The organism is Marinoscillum sp. 108 (genome assembly GCF_902506655.1).
GTDB lineage: Bacteria > Bacteroidota > Bacteroidia > Cytophagales > Cyclobacteriaceae > Marinoscillum > Marinoscillum luteum.
Genome location: NZ_LR734811.1, coordinates 96,913 through 118,465 on the forward strand (window position 1 = coordinate 96,913; position 21,553 = coordinate 118,465).

Genomic DNA, 21,553 nt, shown 5'->3' on the forward strand with positions numbered 1-21,553 from the left:
CACAAAAAAAGCCAACCCCTTGGGTTGGCTTATCTCCCGAAAAGTATCCGGGACTGCCCTAGTTCTTCTTGATCACTTTTACCTGATCAATGACCTTACCTTCGCTGAGTATTTGCAGGATATAAATACCCGCTTCTACCCTGCTAATGTCCATGGGTTCATTGCTTTTCCCTTCCTGTACTAGACCACCATCCAGTTCATACAGTTTGCAAATGGTTACCTCTGGTGTTTTCACTAAGATGTGGCTACTCGCCGGATTGGGGTATACGTTCACCCGAACTGGAGACGGTGCACTCAAAACCTGCTCTGAAGTAATGACCAAAGTTTCGGTAGCGGATCCCGTATAATTAGTTTCAATGATTTCCACAATGACCTCATAACTGCCGGCTGTCACAGGCTCCTCAGCGTCCCCATTGAATGTCATGACAAAGTTCAAGTCGGCCGGCTCAGTGGTCACTTCAGGTCTCTTCCCGGTGCCATCCTCCTCATGTTCCAAATCGGTCAGTACTATTGAGGCCATGGCCTTGTGGATCGTAAGCACCCCTTCTGTGTATACAAAAGAATAATTTGCTGCTTCTCCACCTGAGCTGGTGATTTCATAAACTCCGGCATCAGGAATCCCAGATAAACCAGCGCCTGCCTGAGGTTGTACGAGCAGGGCCTGCTCATCCTCGCCATTTACAAATCCTGAAATGGAATAAGTAAACTCAGGAAGCGCTTCACCATATACCACCTCCTGATCATCTGGTGTCACCACCAGCTCAGCGGTACTCACTTCAAACGGCTGACCCACTGATTCTGCAGACAGGTAATCCTGATCACCATTCTGAGTAGCAGTGATTGTAGTGGTACCAGCCCCCACAATGGTGACAGTGCTACCACTGACAGTGGCTACCGACTCATCCGAACTTTCAAAACTCACCACCAGACCGGAGGTGGCCGTTGCACTAAGTTCAAATGGCGCATCGCCAAACACCCTATCATCAGGTCCCACAAACGTGATGGTCTGATCGAGTTTAGTCACATCAGAAACGGATAAAATCTGCTCCTCCGACGCAGGCAAGTAATTCGCATTGCCTGCCTGAGTGGCCGTGATAGTAGTGGTTCCCGATGACAAGATGCTCACCGTATTTCCAGAGATGGTAGCGACCGTTTCGTCAGAGCTCGAAAAGGAAACTTCAAGATCCGAACTGGATGTAGCGATCAGGTCAAAGGGTTTCTCGTTAGCTGCTTTTTCACCAATCGCTTCAAAAGTAATCAGCTGTGGTGCTCTGTTGACTGTAAGCACCTGAGCCACGTCACTGGCCACGTCAAACTCCTCATCACCCGGCTGGCTCGCTGTAATGGTAGTATTACCAGCGCCGATTATGGTCACCACCTTGCCAGAGATGGTAGCCACTGTTTCATCTGAACTCTCATAAGTAATCTCCAACCCACTGCTGGCATAAGCTTCCAAATCGAAGGAGCCATCTCCATAGGTTTTTTCACTGAGTAGTTCGAAAGTAATCGACTGTGAATACTTGCTGACTGTAATCGTTTGCTGACTTGTAGTAGCATTATAGCTTTCGTCACCAGGCTGGCTTGCGGTGATGATTGCACTGCCAGCACCAATGATTTCTAAAAACCCACCTTCGACCATCGCCACATCCGTATTGGATGAGCTAAACACTACTTCCAGTCCGGAGCTGGCTGTAGCTTCAAGTGGGATACTCTCTGCCCCGATGTTCACCTCTGAGGCTATCTGCGTGAAGGAAATGGTCTGATCACTTTTGGAAACCTCCAGGTCAAATGTCATGGACACTGACTCATCAAAAGGGTCTGAAGCTATAATCTCCACAGTATATTCTCCCAATGTGCCCACTGTGGGTGAAATGGTCAGCGTATCCTCTTCCAGCACGATCCAATCAGGCAACTCGGCTCCCCCAAATAACTGAGATTCAAAAGACAGATCGTCACCGTTGGGATCTTCAAATAGGGTACTCATCGCCAGGGTCAGTGTATCCCCAATGTCCAACCTCAAAAGAGATAGCGAAGAGCGAACAACTGGCGAACTATTGGTGGATATAACTGTCAACACAAATACATCAGAAGCGCTTTCCTCTCCATCAGAAGCCGTAACCCGGAGTGAATATTGACCCACATTCTCCTGAGAACTCGTCCCACTGAGCGTACGACTGGCCGCGTCAAAAGTCAACCAGGATGGCAAATCACTTCCGTCTTCCATTCTAATGGAAAAAATCAGTTCTGCATGATCCTCATCAGAAAAGGCCGACTCAGAGATGACGATGGAGATGTCCTCCCCTACATCTACACTGTGATCGGGCAAACCAGCTACCAGGAAGGGCGCATCATTGACCTCATTCACCGTCAGCACAAACTCATCGGACACCTCAGCAAACTCATCAGCTGCTGTAAGCACAATCGTGTACGTGCTCACGTCTGACTGCAACGGGGTACCCGACAACTCAAAATCTGTAGCTTCAAAGGTCAACCAGGATGGTAACGGGTCGCCTCCCTGCAAGGTCATGCCATAAGTAAGTAAATCGTCATCTGGATCTGTGAATGTATTGGCCGCAAAGCTGTACTGAAAAGGCTGGTCTTCACTGGCTTCCAGATCTGGTACAGGCGCCGCTACCACCGGGGGATCATTATCCAATGTGACCTTTAAAGTGAAGTCTGTATAAACACTGGAAGTGGAGGGATCAGTAGCAGTAACTCTTATGGTATGGTTTGCCACATCTGACACAGTGGGTGTACCGTCAAATGTTTTGGTAGAACCATCAAACGATAACCAGTCCGGCAAGGCCGACCCATCTGAGAGACCTGCTGTAAGTGTTAATACATCCTCGTCCTCATCTTCAAAAGTATTTGTGGGCACCTCGAAAGAAAAGGTCAAATCCGTTAAAGCCGTCTTAGTTGAAATGGATTGATTCACTACTGGCGCATCATTCACATTGTTAACTGTGATGTCAAAATCATCAGAAACAATCCCTTCCAGCCCGTCATCGGCAGTAACCCTGATGCTGATCGTACCCACATTTGCCTGAAGGGGCGTGCCGCTGAAGGTGTGACTGGCAGGGTCGAAAGAAAGCCAGTCAGGCAAGGCACTCTCATCGGTTAAACTTGCAGATAGTGAAAGCTCATCCTCATCAGCATCTGCGAACGTATTTTCAGGAATAGAAAAAGTAAAAAGAGCATCTTCATTGGTCTCCTGATTTGCCATGGCGTTGTCCACTGTAGGGTCTGCATTGGATCGATTCTTAAACCAGGTGACCTCATTGTCTCCATAGTTACAAACGATGATGTCAAGGTTTCCATCTCCATTTAAATCACCTACCTCAAAATCAATAACATCCGACTCCTGGTCAGAGAGCAATGCTGAAGTAAACGCCCCACTTCCATCATTTTCTAAAAAGAAGAGCGCATTATCCGATCGAAAAGAGGTCACCACATCCAGATGACCGTCTCCATTCAAATCGACTACTTTCAATACACCTGTACCCTGTCCTGAAAGCAGTGTTTCCGTAATATAGGAGCCTGTTCCATCATTATTGTATAGCGTAAGGTTATTGGCATGGGAGACTACTATATCCTGATCACCATCACCATCGATATCATCCATTTCCAGGTCATCGAAGAAAATGCCGCTGTGACTGATGAAAGAAAGTAGTCCGTCATTTTCATACCATACGTTTTCTCCTCCCAAAATATCCAGATCACCATCCAGGTCATAGTCCAATACTTCTAAGGCGGTGTGATCATCATCGCTTACATGAAGCTTGGTGAAAGTAAGACTGCCGTTATTCTGATAGATGTCCACAGAAAGATGAGAGACCACAATCAGGTCAAAATCTCCATCCATGTCCATGTCCTTTATCCTGAAAGCTTCAGGGTCTGTAATACCAGGTACAATGTCCGTGATGGTGAAATTGCCATCCCCGTCGTTTTTATTCAGCGTGATTTTATCATCAATCGTAGTGGCCGAAATCACATCCAAATCACCATCCTGATCCAAATCAAAAATAAGAATTGAAGATGCATGGACACCCAGATCCTTGGTGACGCCTGCATCCGCACCTGCCGATACCAGCAAGTTTGCTGTAGCGGCTGTACCTCCGGGTACTGTAATATCTAAATCATCGTCACCATCCAAATCGCCCAAGTCAAGTCCTAGTGGAAAACTATGACTAACAAGGGTCGACTGTTTCACAAATGCTCCGGGAGCGGGTGAGGCAGATGTCTTAAAGTAAAACGAAAAGGGTGAAGTCCGGATGGATCCATCCTCGGCCTCTAATTGATCAGAAAGAACAACCGTATATTCATGATTCTGAGCTAAATCAAACGCCGGAGTAAATGTGATTGTAGCGGTTCCACCTCCCCCCAAATCCCCAGAAACGACCTGTCCCTGATCATCATATAGCATGAGCGAACCAGGAAGTGTAGTGGCATCTACGTTTTTATCAAATGTGATGGAAATACCCGCGTCTGTGGACTGATAGGAACCACGTAGAGGAGTGAAGCTCACCACTGAGATCAGCGGAGGCTCACTCACCGTAAAATCGAAATCGTCAAATGCAGCTTCACCCGCATGATCGGTGGCAATAAGCCTAAGGCTATAGGTACCATCTGCTCCATAGGGAGCCGTACCCGTCAGGGTATTATTCTCACTGTTGAAGGTGAGATAATCCGGCAGTGCATTTCCATTGGTCATAGTCATGGAATGTACCAGTGTATTGCTACCGTCAGGATCGGAAAAAACGCCACTCATGTCAATCGAAAAAGCCACTCCGGCCACTACCTCCTCATCAGACTTAGGGCTGCTCACCACAGGAGTTTCGTTGGCTTTGTTTTGGTACCAATAGAGTTTATTCGTTCCCTCAGACACAGATACCAGATCCAAATCTGAGTCACCATCCAAATCTCCAAAACCTATCAGATTTCCTTCATTCGCTGCCAGCTCCCAGTAGGTGAAATTGAAGCCTCCTTTATTTTCCAGCCAGCCTACAGCGTTTACACCATCCGCTCCTATCACAATATCCAGGTCATCATCAGCATCCAAGTCCACAAAACAGGCCTGTACTGGTCCGGTAATGTCATCTGATACCTCCAGAGCTGTGAACGACTGATTCCCGTTATTTTGATAAATGACCACATGATCCTCCCGATTCTCAGCAGTAAGGATGTCCATATCGCCATCACCATCCACATCCGCCACGTCCACATCTGACACCCCGTCGGCAGTTTGTGTGATTTCATTATAAGTAAAACCCTGTGATCCGTCATTTTCATACCATGCCAGAAAATTGGTACCATAGTTATGTCCACCAACGACAACATCAATATCGCCATCTTGATCCAAATCCTCTGCGTAAGCCTTATTGGGATTAGTCCCAAAGGTTCCTATTTCGAGCTGCGTAAAATTTTGGGCACCATCATTTTTAAACCAGAGCACGTTATCTGAGCCGCTTTCGGTAGCCAAAACGTCAAGGGAACCATCCTGATTAAGATCTACAATGGAGACACTCATAGTGTAATTCATGGCGGCACTCATTACGTGAGAGGTAAACACCTGACTACCGTCGTTCTCCAGCCAGGTCCAAGCCCCCCCAGAATTAGCAAACACTACAATGTCATTGTCTCCATCCTGATCTATATCTGCTACATCTATTTTGCAGGAGGTCACTCCACTGTGATTGATATAGGTCACGGTAAAGTTTCCTGCTCCATCATTTACATGCCAGTTGATCCGCTGGTAGGGTCGGCTACTAGTCAGCACATCCAGGTCCCCGTCTTTGTCAAGGTCCACTTCCACCATGTCTGTGGGCGTGCTGTCAATGTTATATTCATTTTCGCTCACAAGAAGTGCCGGAGTGCTCGGGGGAAGAGCTGCCTCTACGTCAAAATAGTAAGACTTATTCCCCGCTATAATACCTCCGCCTTCACTTTTCAAATCTGTGGTGATCATGACATGGATGCGCTCTCCCGGCAAAAAGTCGTTACCAGGGAGAAACTGGATAGTGGGTGTGCCTCCTCCGGAAAAGCTTCCGGCTATCAGGCCTGACATTGAGCCCCGCACCTTGATATTGGCAGGTGTCAGGGTGGTATTATCTATATTCCCTGAAAAGGTGAAGGTCAGGTTTGCTCCTGCCGACACGTTTTGTTCGTAATGTTCAGGAGCATATGAGTCCAGCGTCATAAGTGAAGGCACAGTGATCTCCAGATCAAATTCGTCACTTACAGATGCTCCAGCCGGGTCCGTAGCCGTAACTTTCACTGAAATAGTACCTGCGTCCGATCCGCCCGGAGTGCCAGAAAATGTCCTAAGATCTGCATCAAAGGATAACCACCCTGGCAGAGGATCTCCTGTACCCAGTGTAGCAGAATAGTTCAGAATCATCAAATCCGGATCAGAAAAAACATCTGAGGGAAACGTATAGGTAAATGAAATATACGCCTGAGCGGACTCGTCGGAAATTGGATTTTCCAAAGTGGGGTCTTCATTTACTTTATTTTCAAACCAGTAAATTCCATCACTCTGATAGACCACCAGGTCCATACGGCCATCCAAATTTAGATCCACCGGATTCATAAATTTGACAGAATTAAAATTATCCGCCAGAACTCGCTCCGTGAAGTTTTCAGAACCATCATTTTCTAACCACACCACCTGGGCATCATTGCTATAAGTGGTCAGAATATCCATGTCGCCATCTCCATCTAAATCCCCTGCTTTGATCAGGTGAACACCATCTGCACTGTTGGAAAGTAAGTGTTTCGAGAAAGTTTGTGACCCGTTATTTTCAAACCAGTAGTATTCATCATTAAAATTAGAGCTGATCACCACGTCCATATCACCATCGTCATCCAGATCTACAGGATCGATGTAAGACAAGGAGGATACCGAACTTCCAAGGAGGTGTTGTGTCATATTGCCCGAGCCGTCATTTTCATACCAAAAGCATCTTGAGCTGGTACCCTGACAAACCAGGTCTATATCTCCATCCTTGTCCATATCCGCCAGACCTACAAGCTTTCCGTTGGACTGCTCTCCTTCTATATCCACCAGGGTAAATTCTCCGCTACCATTGTTAAAGGCCAACTGGAGCCCATTATTGGAAGTATAGGCAATATCAACCAGGCCGTCGTTGTTCAAATCCCCGGAAGCTAAAACATTCGGACCATCCGCTTCGGTAGTCACATCATGTTCGGTAAATGAAGCCGCATCATTTTCGAGCCATTTGAAGAGATCCATAGCAAGCTCCTCATAGATTACGTCCACATCGCCATCGTAATCCAAATCATCCAGGTGCATATCAAAGGAATTTCCACCTCCAATGTTAGCCAACTCATTGACAGAAGGTGTGTATGTACTGAAGGACTCTGAACCATCATTTTTATACCAAAACAGACTCCCTCCACCAAGACTCAGCAAATCCATCTCTCCATCGTTGTCCATATCCGCCACACTCAGGTCTTTTTCTCCGGCATAGTATGTGGACAATTTCTGAGGTTTCAGCGTAGGACTCGCAGAATACGAAGGCAGTGTTTTCACCCGAAACGAATATCCAAATCCATTGGTCAGAGGAGCAGCAGAAACAGACTGTATTCCCGATTTGAGTAGGACATGGATTTTATCTCCATAGAGAAATGAATCATTGGGATCAATGGTGATCACTGCCGTACCCCCGCCGGTGACGGTGAATGGCAAGCCACCCTGAAGATCGCTCTTTACGAGAATGTTTCCAGCCAGCGTAGTAGCATCTACAGCCGCACTGAAGGTGATTTCTATATTGGCATCAATGGCTGCGTAGTTGGCATTCTGACCAGGCACCAGGCCGGTCACGGTGAGCTGGGCTACCGCCCAATGGGAAATGAAAATGAGCAGGAAGGTATAAAGTGATTTATTCATAGGGCTTAGATTTTAACTCTATGAAATTATGACGGGCACTTTACCCCCGGAACACCCTTTTAGTGAAGGGCAAAAAATTTTTAGTGGAGGGCTATTGTCTTTTAGTGGCGCTAAAGCAACGACAGTCTGTCCATAAACTCCTTTCGGAAGGATTTTCCGATCTGAACTTTGTGACCTTTCAGAAAGACATACCCTTCTGATATGGAATCGATCTGCTCAAAATTGATGAGATACGAGCGATGCACGCGGAGAAAACCTAGCGGCACCAGCTTTTCTTCTATGCTCTTGAGGGTATGGCTGATAATGTACTTTTCTGATTCGGTATAGAGGTAGGCGTAGTTATCAAATGCCTCCGCGAAGAGGATTTGATCGGACATCACAGAGAGAATCTCCTGATCCCTTTTCACAAAGAGTTTTTCTGGATGTGCCTTGGCTGCCACCGGCTGCTGGGGCACTTTGTGCAACGCCAGCTCCACATTGGCGATCAGGTCGCGCTCGCTGAAGGGCTTTACAATGTAACCAGCAGGACGCAGAACTTTCGCCCGGTCTAGTGTGGCTTTGTCATAATAGGAAGTTAAAAAAACAAAAGGGATGCCCAGTTTTGGTGCCAACTCAATGCCATCCATATCGCCCTCAATATTCACATCCAATATGGCCAGATCCGGCTTATGGTCCTCCATGGCCTGAAGCGCATCCACTCCTTCATCCACAATGGCTACCACATGGTATCCGTTTTTGGTCAGCGTATCCGCAATGTCATCCGCAATGAGTGGCTCATCCTCCACTACTAAGATCGAGGGTTTTGTCATACGACTAATTTATATCTCGAAAGGGTCATCTGCACGGTGGTACCCTGATCATTTAGGATGTTTATTTCCGCTTTTACCTTTCTGGACAGTGAACGGATCATCTTCCACCCAAAGGAGTTTGATTTTTCCAGTGCCTCGGCATCCATGCCTGCTCCATTGTCGCGCACCATTACATTGAGCTTATCTCCCTCCTCTCTGATCTGTATTTCCAATAACCCCTCATGAGAGGTAACAAAAGCATACTTAATGGTATTGGTAATGAGCTCATTGATGATGAGGCCCAAAGGGATGACCGTATCTATGTCCAGTTTGATGCCCGAAGCATCAATCTCAAATCCTGCACCCTGCACCCCAAAGGCACTGAACAGCTCTGAAGTGAGGTTCTCGAGGTAGTCTTGCACATCCACCCCCCGGATATCTTCGGCACTGTAAAGTTTCTGATGGATCAGCGCCATGGATTTCACCCGGTTCTGTCCTTCCTTTACTGCATCCACCGCTGCTTCGTCTTTCAGCGATCCGGCCTGTAGGTTTAGCAGACTGGAGATGACCTGCAAGTTGTTCTTTACCCGGTGGTGGATTTCTTTGAGCAGCGTCTCCCGCTCCTCTAGTGCCAGGGAAATCTGTTGATTTTTTTCTGTCAGTAGGTTTGAGGTTTTTCGCTTGGTATTGTAGCGGTAGAGCAAGAAGCCAGCCGCTATAAAAAAGATGATAAACCCTGAAATAAAGATGTTTCGTTGGTTTTGTGAGTTGGCCAGAGCTAGAGCTGCTGTTTGCTGGTCTAAGTTCAGTGCCGCAATTTCCCGATCCTTTTCAGCGGTTTGATACTTCGTGCTCATCTCAGTTACCATGCGGTTGGTCCGATCGCTCCTCAGGCTATCCTCATAGTTCTCATAGCTCAGCCTATGCTCGTACGCTTTTTCATAATTCCCATTGGAAGCATTTACTCTGGACAAACCTTTATAGATGTCCCGGAATTGTTCCTTGCTCTTCGCTTGCTTTGCTGAGGCTAAGGCCAGTTCCAAATTCGTAATTGAGGGTTCGAATCGGCCCTGCATTCTATGCAGTTCAGCAATATTGAAATAGGACCTGGCTATTTCCTTCTTATCGTCCACAGCTTGATAGGTCTGGAGGGCGTTGTGAAACAGCTTTGCGGTTGAATCGGGCTTATCCAAATAGTAATAGAGTATTCCCAAATTATTGTAGCTCCCAGCGAGGGCATAGTAATCCCTGGCATTTATGCGATAATGAATCGCCTTTCGGTAAAAATATTCCGCAGAATCCAATTGATCCCGCACTCTAAATTCGATCCCCAGGTTGTTATAAATATTACCGAGGGACTCAAAGTCTTCACTGGCTTCCTTCAGCGGAATGGCCTTCTGGTAATAGGAAATAGCCTCGTCTGCCTGACCAAGGTTTGACATGACAAGGCCCAGATTTATATAGTTTGAACCCAATATTTTGTCATTTCCAATTTGTTCATTGAGTTGGATTGATTCTAGAAGTACCTCCGCGGCTGCTTCATAGTTGCCCCTTTCCTGCTCTATATGCCCAATGTTATTCAAAGCCGTGGCCCGGCCCTTTTCATCCCCCAGCTTCTGATAGTATTCGATCGACTTTCTGTGCAAGGACACCGCGGTATCATATTCACTCCTGATGATAAATACAGCCCCTAAATTATTATAGCTCTCAGCAATACCCCTGTCGAAACCAATGATCTTTGATCGCTCCAGAGCTCGCTGCCCATAGCTAAGGGCACTATCAGGAAAATTTTTTCTGAGGGCATAAGTGGCGTCAAACAGCATTTTTATCCCCACAGTATCAGGAGAAGATGATACCAGCTGCTCCAAACTGTCGAAATCAAATTGCTTTTCCGAAGGCTGGGACTGAACGATTCCAACTGAGGCGAGGCAAATGACCAAAACGAATATTGGAATTAGTTTCTTTCTTAGCGATGACATGAGTCGAAAGATAACATACTGAGGCATTAAAATACCCGATCTGACGCAAAAACCATCTGATCTACGGTCAGGAGTCATCATCAGACTTTTGCTAAGAACAAAACCATAAGACACGGGTGCTGATAAGGTGACTAGTCTTCTATGTACTCTGCCGGAAGCCTCCCGAAACGTTTTTTGAAGACAGTGGAAAAGTAGGCAGGCTGTGGAAACCCAACCGCATAGGACAGCTGGGAGGTACGTTTGTAAACCTTTTTCTGGATCAGATCCATGGCACGTTGCAGCCTGATCTCTTTGATGAAATTGGCGGGAGTGAGGCCTGTCATCTCACGGATGTACCTATACAGCTGACGCTCACTCATAGAAGCGGCCTCCGCCAGCCTGATCACGTTGAAGTTGGAATCATCAATGTTGTCATACACTTCCTTTTCCAGCTTTTTCAAGGTCTTTTCTTCATGAGAAATTTCCTCCTCTTGTGGCTCAGCCTGTGAGGTGATCCGCTCCGAATAATTATAAATCAGGTTTTGCACACGCACACGGAGCTCTTCTGCAAAGAAGGGCTTCACCAGATAATCATCGATCCCGATTCTCAGGGTGTTCACTTTCTCCGTTTCGTCCCCAATGGCACTCACCGTGATGAAAGGAATGTTTTTCCAGGTCGGGTGCTTCTTCACTTCTCTGGCAAAAGTGAGCCCATCCATTCGGGGCATCATTACATCAGACACGATGAGGTCCGGTGTGTGAGCACGCAACTTCTCCAGTCCCTCCATGCCGTCTCTGGCTTCTATCACTTCAAAATCCCTGCTCAGGAAACCCGAGATATAAGCACGCATATCTGCATTGTCCTCTACCACCAGTATTTTTTTGTCTTTCAACACGGAACGGTACTGGGCAGGTTCTTCATGAATATCCGGAGTTGCCAACTGCAGTGCTTCTTCTTCCTGCGCTATCTCATCTGCGCCTGAGAGCCTTTGCCCCGGAAGGAACAATTCGAACCGGCTACCCACACCCAACTCACTGGTTACAGAAAGGTCCCCCCCATGCATCCGGGCGATTTCCTTGCAAAAGGCAAGTCCCACACCTGTGCCCCCCTGACCTCCGCCAGAATGGGTGGACTGATAGAAGCGATCGAATATTTTATCCAGATCATCTGCCGGAATCCCATCACCAGTATCTCTTACAAAAAGGGCTACGCCCTCCTCACTCACCTGAAGCCCAACAGTGATTTTGCCTCCTTCGTGCGTGAATTTCAAAGCATTGGAAATGAGATTGGTCAGGACATTGTTGATTTTTTCGCGGTCCGCGCTGATCACCACCGGATCCTGCGGATCCAGTTCAAACTCTAACTTCACCTTGGTATGGCGCGCGGCATTGTCAAAACTCGCCAGGGCATTCAATACAAGCTCGGTCAGGTTAGTTCTCCCCAAATTCACAGGCATCTTGCCATCTTCCATTTTGGAAAGATCCAGAATCTCATCCACCAGTTTTTGTAATTGGCCTACATTCCGGTCGGCTATCTTCAGGTCCTGATAAATGTGATCATTGCTGGGGATGGCCCCAAGCGCCTGCCTGATGGGCCCTTTGATGAGCGTAAGCGGTGTGCGGAGCTCATGAGAGATATTGATAAACCAGCGTGATTTGGCCTCCTCCATGGATTTGATTTCCTTGTTCTTCTCCTCTATCTGCTGATTTTTTTGTTTCAGAATATTATTGGCTCTATCCTTCAGCCGGCGACTTCTGTAAATCATCACCACCAGCACCATGACGAATAACAGGCCGACAATCAGAATATTTCTCTGAAACTCCTTTCTTCCCAACTCACCAGAAGCTCTTTCCAGCTCCAGATCCTTCTGAGCCAATTCCTTTTGCTTTTTCAGGGTGCTGTACTGGGCCTCTACCTCCTGTAGCTGACGGGTCATATCCAGGTTGTAAAATGAATCGCTTTTTGCCCGTACCTCCTTCAGCAACTCGTAGGCTTCCTTGTATAAGCCCTTCTTGAAGAGGTACTGGTGATTGATCTCATTGAGGTTGTTGTGCAGGTTCCCGATAGCGTATTTTTCCGCCAGTTCCCTGGTGAGTTCCATGTACTTAGGTACAGAATCCAGCTGATCAGTGTTGACATACAGGAAAGCCAGGTTCTGATAGGTGTAGGCGAGTTGGATATAGTCCTTCACTTCTTTGCCCAATGACACAGCCTCACGATAATACGCTTCGGCCCCATCGTACTCCTTGGTTTCTTCTTTGATAATACCAATTCCCAAAATGTGATCCATTCGCTGACGAGCGTTATTAACACTCCATTTCAGGGCTTTTTCATAATATTCCAGGGATTTATCATAATCCTTCCTGACCGTATACAAATTGGCAATGTTTCCCAAGACTTTGGAAACACCAGTGGAGTCTCCAATAGTGGAATATAGTTCCATGGATTTCTGGTAGTTCTCCAGAGAGAGGTTAAACTCAGCGATGTAGCAGTAGCTATTGCCTATTCCATTGTAAGCATTTCCAGCTTCTGCTTGCATCCCCAACTCCTCATAGATCGCCAGAGCCCGATGATAGGCACTGATGGCACTGGAGATGTCCTCAATGTCATAGCATAGATGTCCAAGATAGATCAATGAGGCCGCCAGATCTCTTTTCCTTCCGGGGGCCTTGGCATAGTAGCCTATGGCTTCTTCCATAAAGTGTTTGGCTGAATCGAACTGAAATTCACTGAAATAGTGACGCCCCCATAGCAGGTTGATGCGGGCCTTAATGGTATCAGACTTAGCACTGAAATAAGGCTGACTCAAGGCCCATAAGCTATCCGTAGGCGGCTCATCCTGAGCTTCTATCGCTTCAATAGACCTAACCAAATCCTGGAATTCATTACTCTGGGCAAAAGCACAATGAACACAAAAAAAGGTGCTGATCAGTAGAAAAAATGCGTACTTATTCGCTGGTGGGTTGCTCATATTCCGCTCCTATCTTCATACCAAAGAACCCGAAAATTAACTCATTTCGCCAACTAAATATCGCAATAGGTCAGAAAAATACCGCGTGGTAAAATAAAACAAATTGATAATGAGTCGGTTAAATACTTAAAGATTAGATCACTAAAAACTTTAACGATATGAGTGCTAGCAAAACATTATTCACATTTATTACAGGAGTGGCATCAGGACTGGCCCTGGCCTACTATGCAGATCCGAAGGGAAGTCAGCAAAAACTGAAGAAAATAGAGAAGGATTTGAAGAAAACGAGGAAAACGCTCGATAAGAAACTTACGGAGTATAAAACCACGTACAATGATATGGTGGAAACCTATGCAACCAAGTCCAAAGGACTTATTGACAATGCCAAAGGTCTGGTAGATGGCGCCAAGAAGTCTGTAAAAGCAGAGTAAGCCACCTAAGGCAACACTCTCAAGCATTTTTGGTAGCAAAAATGCTTTTTTTATGCCCTTTTAAGCTTTAGAACCAATACTCCAGAAGCCCAAGGATAATGAGTGCAAAGATCAGGTATCCAAGTCCTCTGAGTAAGGAGTGGTTTACCTGCTTTCTCATCAGCTGATTGAAAGCCTGCCAGTGCTGCATGTATTTGTATAATGGGTGAACGTCCTTGCGGGATTTTGTAGTTAACATACTTCCGATTTTTTGAGTAAAGATATGACCTGTTCACCCTCATAATCTTGCCATTCGGGGCCACGATTCCGCCAAACTTGAATAATCCAAGCTAATGAGTAAGAAGCGTCTGATAGAGCTTCTCTCGTTCGATGGGTTTCAGTAAAAAACCATCAAAATACGGCTCAAAAACCTCTCGCTGATGAGCAGTAATATCAGCCGTCAGTGCAAAAATGGGAGTCTCAAGATTTGGATTCTCTGATTCCCGAATGGTCTTGGCAGCATCGAATCCATCTACCTCTGGCATATGAATATCCATGAGGATGTAATCGTATTTACATTCGCTGGACATTTGAATGGCCTCCGATCCATCCCGGGCATGGGTGGCTTTCACCCCCCAGTTGGCCAGTAGTTTGAGAGCTACCATTGCATTGATCATATTATCTTCAGCTATGAGCACCGTACGGCCGGTTAGTCCATCAGATTCCTGATGAGAGGGGGTAATCTTTCTTTCCCCCTTCATAAAACTCACCTGAAAGTAAAATACCGAACCTTCATTTTCCTGGGTTTTCACATGAATGTTACTCCCATGAAGTCCTATGAGCTTTTTCACTATGGCCAAGCCCAACCCAGACCCACCTTGCTTTTTGGTAGTATAAGACCGAGGCTGTGAGAAACTTTCAAAAATCTCCTCCAGGAAATTCTCGGGGATCCCTCCCCCGGTATCCTCCACCCTGAACTCAATCTGATCCCGCGATTCGCCCTGATCCAATAGTTTTACTTCCACGTTCACCTGCCCCTCATCGGTATACTTGATCGCATTGCTGATAAGGTTACCCAAAATCTGGGAAAGCTTGGTTTCGTCTGCCAGATAGACCTCCGCCAGCAAAGGATCTACAGTCAGCTTAAGGTCAATCCCTTTTTCGCGAGCCATCCCCAGGTATGTATTTCTGATGTTTTCCATCAGCAAGCTGATCTCCACGGGCTGAGGTTCCAGTACCACTTTGCCGGCATCCAGTTTGGAGAAATCCAGGATGTCATTGATGATTCTCAAAAGGTTATCTGCAGAAAACTTCAGCGATCGGAGTAATTCATTCTCTTCCTTGTCCGATCTCTCTTCCAACAAGGATGTAATGGTAATAACCGCATTGAGGGGAGTCCTGATCTCATGACTCATGGTGGATAAAAACTCCTGCTTCACCCTGGAAGACTCCTCTGCCCTATTCTTCTTCTTGAGAATTTCGGCCTTTTCCCTGTTCATCTGTGCCTCCTTCTGCAGGCGCTCCATTTTGGTTACTGCTTCATAGCTTTCGATCACTTTTTGGGTCTGAGTATTCATCACCGCCTCCTTCTCTTTGAGGTAGATTTCTAAATACTTCAGTGCCTGCACCGCATCATCCTTCTGCCTATAAAGCTGATACTTGAGGTAATTACAGTTAATTTTAATGATGACCATGTTGTACTCCTGGGCAAAGTCTAATGCCTCATCCAGCATCTTCTCAGATTTCCCCAGATCACCCATTTCGAGGTACAGTTGACCCAGCTTATGATAACACATACCCCGGCCCAGTCGCTCACCCATCTCCACATGGATTCGCACAGCTTCCAGGAAGGTCTCCTCCGCCAACTGATATTGTTTGCGTTTTACATACACCTTGGCCCTGCCATAAAGGCAAAAGGCAAGCCCCCTTACATCTCCCGTTTCCTGCTTCATTTGATAGGACCGCTCTATCATTTCTGATGCCTGATCTATTTCGTCGCGGTTGAGGTATATCCCGGAGAGTGGATTATAGGCGTTGGACTCCAGATTGAGATCACCAGCCATTTGGGCGGCTTTGATGGCTTTTTCGTAGGAAAGAATGGCACTTTTCTGGTCTCCAAAATACTCATAAATGGTGCCCAGCGATTTTTGCACCCGTGATTGATTATGAAAATCGTTGAGCTTTTGATAAATCTCAAAACAATCAATCAGGTAAATAAGCGCCAGGTGATAGTTGTCAGTACGGTAGTACACCCCGGCGATGTTGTACTTGACATCCGCAATACCCTTTTCATCACCCAGAATCTGAAAATACCCCAAAGCCTTTTTACCAAGCTTCATGGTCTTCTTATACTCTCCCAAAATCATATGGAACAGGGAGAGCCTCGAAAGAGAACGGGCGATAAGAATAGCTTCGTCCAGTCGCTGGCTAATCTCCAGGGCCTCCTGCGCCAGCATCACGCTTTTAGAAAGGTCATTAACCCTCGCATCATAGGCTTCTACGAGCAGGCGTGTTACTTTTTGGGCGTCATTCACATTGGTCTGATACATGTTGGCGGCTACTTGTTCAGGGGGTACAAACGGGGCATGGGTATGAAAATAGCGAAAATTATGAGAATTCTACAGACAAGACCCATTGGCTGATTGCATATGATAGGTCAAATTGCCTGTTTATCTCCACTGCACAATCAATATACCCATAATTGACCGCTGAAGTAAAAAAGGCATAGCTCCAGGCTATATGTCGTAAATAAAACAAACAAACTCCGCGCCCATGACGCCTGAATACATCAAAACCACTGTAAGAAGCCTGGCCAAAAACAAATTGATCAGTTTTATCAACATTGTTGGACTGGCAGTGAGCCTTGCTGCATTCTTTTTTATTTACAGGTATGTAATGAAGGAGTTGAGCTATGACCAGGGACACCCGCACTATGAGCGGCTGTACCGCGTGGCAGAGCTCATAGAAAGTGAAAACTATCTGGAGAACAGCTCCAGTTCACCATGGCCCACCGGGCCCGCTATTGTCAGAGAGTTTCCGGATGATGTGGAGGGGATGGTAAGATTTTTTGACTTCCAAACTCCCATCATCACTATCACCTTGGAAGATCAGCGAAAGTTCAATGAGCGCTATATCTACTTCACTGACTCCACGGTGTTCGACCTTCTGGATTTTAAGCTTATTCAGGGTGATCGGTCTGCTTTGTCCGGCCCCTTCTCTGCCACCATTTCTAAAAACCTTGCGGAGAAATATTTTGGTGATGAAAATCCAATGGGGAAGAAGATCACCCGTGAAGGATTTAATACCACCTATACCATTACAGGGGTATACGAACAAGGATCTATCTCCCATATTCGGACGGAAATGCTGCTTTCCATGCAAACGCTGGAAACAAATGCCCCATTTCTCAAAACTCAATGGGTGTGGAATCCCGCATGGACCTATATCAGGCTAAGCGAAAATGCTTCGGTTCAGGACCTGGAAAAAAATAAGTTTCCCCTGATGGTGGAAAAATATTATGATCCACGCACCAAGGATAAAACCAGCCACTACCTCCAGCCCATTCAGGATATCCACCTGGGCTCGCACCTTGAATTCGAACTGAGTGCCAACAGTGATATGAAGTACGTGTATATTTTTATCTCCTGTGCGCTGTTCCTCATCGTTATTGCCATTGTCAATTTTATCAATCTTTCTACCTCATTTTCCCTTCTGAGGGCCAAAGAAATAGGGGTCCGCAAGGTGTCAGGAGCAGCCAGGTCTCAGCTGATATTTCAGTTTTTATCTGAGTCAGTGATCATTTCACTCATTGCCTATGTGTTAGCACTCATTGGGTGTTATATAGCGCTCCCTTTCCTGCAGGGTTTGATCAATATCAGCTTCGCAGAGCTATTTGGATTGAACAATCTGCTCTTCCAGTTGGGAGTGGTAATTTTAGTTGGGCTAGTGTCCGGGATTTATCCCGCCTTTTTTATCTCCTCATTCGATCCGCTGCTGGTCTTCAAAGGCAAATTTATCTCCAACGCCAAAGGACAGCTACTTAGAAAAGGGCTGGTGATCTCCCAGTTTACCATTGCCATAGTACTTATCATATTTACCTATGTCACCTATCAGCAACTACAGCTCCTTCGCAACCAGGACTATGGCTATCACACCAACGACGTGATCATTCTGGATGCGGCCACCACAAATCTTGGTCAGCGGATTGAAGGCTTTAAAACGGCCCTAAAAGCCAATGCATCAGTTGAGTCTATCACCACCATGAGTGACATGATAGGTGCTAATAACAATAATCACGACTTTCACCATGAGGGCATGCAGCCTGGCACCTGGAATTTCTATCCGGCACTGCTGGTGGATGAAGACTTTGCAGGCACACTAGGCCTGGAGGTGGTTGCCGGCAGGGATTTTAACAGAAACCATCAAAAAGAAGATAGCCTGGCTGTAATCATCAATGTCGCCATGGCCAAAACGCTCGGCTATGCCACCCCGGAAGAGGCCATTGGTCACCCCCTTCGGTCACTTTCAGGCAACGAAAACATAGTGGGAGTGGTTCGGGATTTCAATTACAAATCCCTCCATTCTGAGATAGGGCCGTTTGTCCTGGATATAGGTCAGCGCGGACCCAATGGATTCTTTTTCTTTCGACATGTGGCCATCAAGGTCAGTGAGGTAAATAATCAGACCCTAGGCCATATCCAGAACATTTGGGAAGAATTTGTGCCGAATAAGCCCTTTACATATAAAATCCTGAGCGAAGAATTGCGTGGGCTCTATAAAAGTGAAAATAACCTGGGACAGATTCTGGGAGTTTTTGCGGTGCTCACGATTATCATCGCCTGTCTGGGTCTTTTTGCGCTGGCTACTTTTATTGCACAGCAAAAAACCAAGGAAATTGGCATACGAAAAGTACTGGGCGCTGGCCATTTGAAGCTTTTCATGGTAGGCTACAAAGAGCAGTTTTTTCTGGTTTTAGGCTCACTCATTTTAGCTACGCCCATTGCCCTTCTTTTGGTTAGGAATTGGCTGTCAGATTTTGCCTACCGGGTGGATCTCGGTCCGGCTCCCTTTCTAACGGCAGGCGCGCTCGCTATCCTGATTTCTGCATTGACCGTGTTTTCTAATTTCTACAAAACCATCACGGCAGATCCGGCAGAAGTGCTTCGGGATGAATAAAAGGCACAAAAAAAGCCAGCTCCCTGGGAGCTGGCTAGTGACCAATCTCTGAGATCAGTCTGCCCTAGTAATCGTTCATTCCTGTTCAGTATTTCACGACCCTCTGATGACTCACGACCCTACCGTTGGCATCACTTACCTGGAGCAGGTACACGCCCGCTCTGAGTCTGTCAATGGCTATGGTTTGGTTTATTTCATCTTCGAGCAGTAACACACCACTGATGTCGTAAATCTTCACGAGGAGTCCGTCATCCCCACTTACCGTCAATCGCTCAGCGGCGGGGTTGGGATAAACTTTCACTTCATTCACCAGCGGAAGAGCGCCTAAGGCTACCGCTTTTGTGAGTACAAAATTGCCAGTAACCGACCCCTCATAATTAGTCTCCAATAGAGTCACTTCCACCACATAGGTACCAGCCTGAGTGGGTAAAGTGCTACTGCCATCAAAGGTCATTGAATAGGCGAGCGCAGCAGGGTTAGTCGTGACTGTTGGCGACTTGGCTGTACCATCTGCCGGTTGGGTAAGGTTCTCAAGGGTCACTGTGGCTTGCGCCTTGTTGATGGTCAGTGTCCCATCTGTATAAGTGAAGGCATAGTTTTGAGCCACACCACCAGAAACAGTGATGGCGTATGTGCCAACGTCACTCGTTTGAGTGGCAAGGGTGGAGGCAGTCGGGATTGTTTCCAGGTCTGCCTCCGAATCATCACCGATAAACCCCTGATAGCCAATTGTGAATCCGGGATTCACTTCGCCATACACCCTAAACTCATCACCTGCCGACACCATTAAGGATGCTTGGCCAATCATCAAACTCTGACTTACATCCAATGCCGCACTGTAGTTGTCATTACCTGACTGACTGGCGGTAATGGTGGCTGTACCCGCTCCCACGATCGTCACGGTGCTTCCTGAAACAGAAGCCACGGTTTCATCCGAACTGGTGAAGGTCACTGCATAGCCACTGCCCCCACCTGTAGCAGTCAGATCGAAAGGTGCATCCCCATAAGTTTTATCAGCCAGTGCCTCAAAAGTGATGGCTTGAGAAGCCTTTTCAATGGTTAAACTTTGTGTCACATCCAATGCTGCACTGTAGTTCTCATTACCTGCCTGGCTGGCGGTAATGGTGGCTGTACCCGCTCCCACGATCGTTACGGTGCTTCCTGAAATAGAAGCCACAGTTTCATCCGAGCTCGTGAAGGTCACTTCATGGCCACTCGCACCGCCTGTAGCAGTCAGATCAAAATCTGCATCACCGTAAGTCTTATCAGTCAGTGTCTCAAAAGTGATGGCTTGAGAAGCCTTTTCTATGGTCAAGGTTTGCTGTACATCCAATGCAGCACTATAGTTGTCATTACCTGCCTGACTGGCCGTAATGGTGGCTGTACCCGCTCCCACGATCGTCACGGTGCTTCCTGAAATAGAAGCCACAGTTTCATCCGAGCTGGTGAAGGTCACTTCATGGCCACTCGCACCGCCTGTAGCAGTCAGGTCAAAAGCGGCATCCCCATAAGTCTTATCAGCCAATGCCTCAAAAGTGATGGCTTGAGAAGCCTTTTCAATGGTCAAAGTTTGCTGTACATCCAATGCCGCGCTGTAGTTGTCATTACCTGCCTGGCTGGCAGTAATGGTGGCTGTACCCGCTCCCACGATCGTCACGGTGCTTCCTGAAACAGAAGCTACGGTTTCATCCGAGCTGGTGAAGGTCACCACATGGCCACTGGATCCGCCGGTGGCGGTCAGGTCAAAAGCGGCATCCCCATAAGTCTTATCAGCCAATGCCTCAAAAGTGATGGCCTGAGAAGCCTTTTCAATGGTCAAAGTTTGCTGTACGTCCAATGCCGCACTGTAGTTGTCATTACCTGCCTGGTTGGCCGTTATGGTGGCTGTACCCGCTCCCACGATCGTTACGGTGCTTCCTGAAATAGAAGCCACAGTTTCATCCGAGCTCGTGAAGGTTACCGCATGGCCACTGGCTCCACCTGTAGCAGTCAGGTCAAAAGCTGCATCACCATAAGTCTTATCAGCCAATGCCTCAAAAGTGATGGCTTGAGAAGCCTTTTCAATGGTCAAAGTTTGCTGTACATCCAATGCCGCACTATAGTTGTCATTACCTGCCTGGCTGGCAGTAATGGTGGCTGTACCCGCTCCCACGATCGTCACGGTGCTTCCTGAAATAGAAGCCACAGTTTCATCCGAGCTCGTGAAGGTCACTTCATGGCCACTGGCTCCACCTGTAGCAGTCAGGTCAAAAGCTGCATCACCATAAGTCTTATCAGCCAATGCCTCAAAAGTGATGGCTTGAGAAGCCTTTTCAATGGTCAAAGTTTGCTGTACATCCAA

Annotated in this window: 9 protein-coding genes; 2 read left to right on the forward strand and 7 right to left on the reverse strand. The window is 46.9% G+C overall.

What is annotated here, in order from left to right; translation table 11 throughout:
- Positions 1 to 58: 58 nt before the first annotated feature.
- From GV030_RS15700 to GV030_RS15715, 4 genes are all read right to left on the reverse strand, one after another.
- A complete protein-coding gene (locus GV030_RS15700; RefSeq protein WP_159584031.1) occupies positions 59 to 7,909 on the reverse strand; it encodes an FG-GAP-like repeat-containing protein in 7,851 nt (2,616 codons plus the stop codon).
- A gap of 110 nt (positions 7,910 to 8,019) precedes the next feature.
- On the reverse strand, positions 8,020 to 8,718 hold the full coding sequence (locus GV030_RS15705) for a LytTR family DNA-binding domain-containing protein (protein WP_159584033.1): 699 nt from the start codon (positions 8,716 to 8,718) through the stop codon (positions 8,020 to 8,022).
- Positions 8,715 to 10,676, reverse strand: a complete 1,962-nt coding sequence (locus tag GV030_RS15710; protein ID WP_159584035.1) for a tetratricopeptide repeat protein — start codon at positions 10,674 to 10,676, stop codon at positions 8,715 to 8,717. Before GV030_RS15710 ends, GV030_RS15705 begins: the two co-directional genes overlap by 4 nt.
- Positions 10,677 to 10,807: 131 nt before the next feature.
- A complete protein-coding gene (locus GV030_RS15715) occupies positions 10,808 to 13,627 on the reverse strand; it encodes an ATP-binding protein (RefSeq protein ID WP_159584037.1) in 2,820 nt (939 codons plus the stop codon).
- A 158-nt stretch (positions 13,628 to 13,785) separates the two neighbouring features.
- Here GV030_RS15715 and GV030_RS15720 point away from each other — a divergent pair, with 158 nt between their 5' ends.
- Positions 13,786 to 14,058, forward strand: coding sequence for a hypothetical protein (locus tag GV030_RS15720; protein ID WP_159584039.1), 273 nt, complete (start codon positions 13,786 to 13,788; stop codon positions 14,056 to 14,058).
- Positions 14,059 to 14,125: 67 nt separating this feature from the next.
- Here GV030_RS15720 and GV030_RS15725 read toward each other — a convergent pair whose 3' ends face one another.
- Both GV030_RS15725 and GV030_RS15730 read right to left on the reverse strand, forming a co-directional pair.
- Positions 14,126 to 14,296 carry a hypothetical protein gene (locus GV030_RS15725; protein ID WP_159584041.1) on the reverse strand — a complete coding sequence of 57 codons (171 nt, stop codon included), beginning with the start codon at positions 14,294 to 14,296 and terminating at the stop codon, positions 14,126 to 14,128.
- A gap of 91 nt (positions 14,297 to 14,387) precedes the next feature.
- Positions 14,388 to 16,586 (reverse strand): tetratricopeptide repeat protein, encoded by a 2,199-nt coding sequence (locus GV030_RS15730; protein WP_159584043.1) that lies wholly within the window; start codon positions 16,584 to 16,586, stop codon positions 14,388 to 14,390.
- Positions 16,587 to 16,809: 223 nt separating this feature from the next.
- Here GV030_RS15730 and GV030_RS15735 point away from each other — a divergent pair, with 223 nt between their 5' ends.
- Complete coding sequence (locus GV030_RS15735; protein WP_159584045.1) at positions 16,810 to 19,212, forward strand: ABC transporter permease; 2,403 nt, start codon at positions 16,810 to 16,812, stop codon at positions 19,210 to 19,212.
- An 85-nt stretch (positions 19,213 to 19,297) separates the two neighbouring features.
- On the opposite strand, the gene GV030_RS15740 is transcribed toward GV030_RS15735, so the two are convergent.
- Positions 19,298 to 21,553: MBG domain-containing protein (locus tag GV030_RS15740; protein WP_159584047.1), on the reverse strand; the 2,256-nt coding region annotated here is incomplete at its 5' end.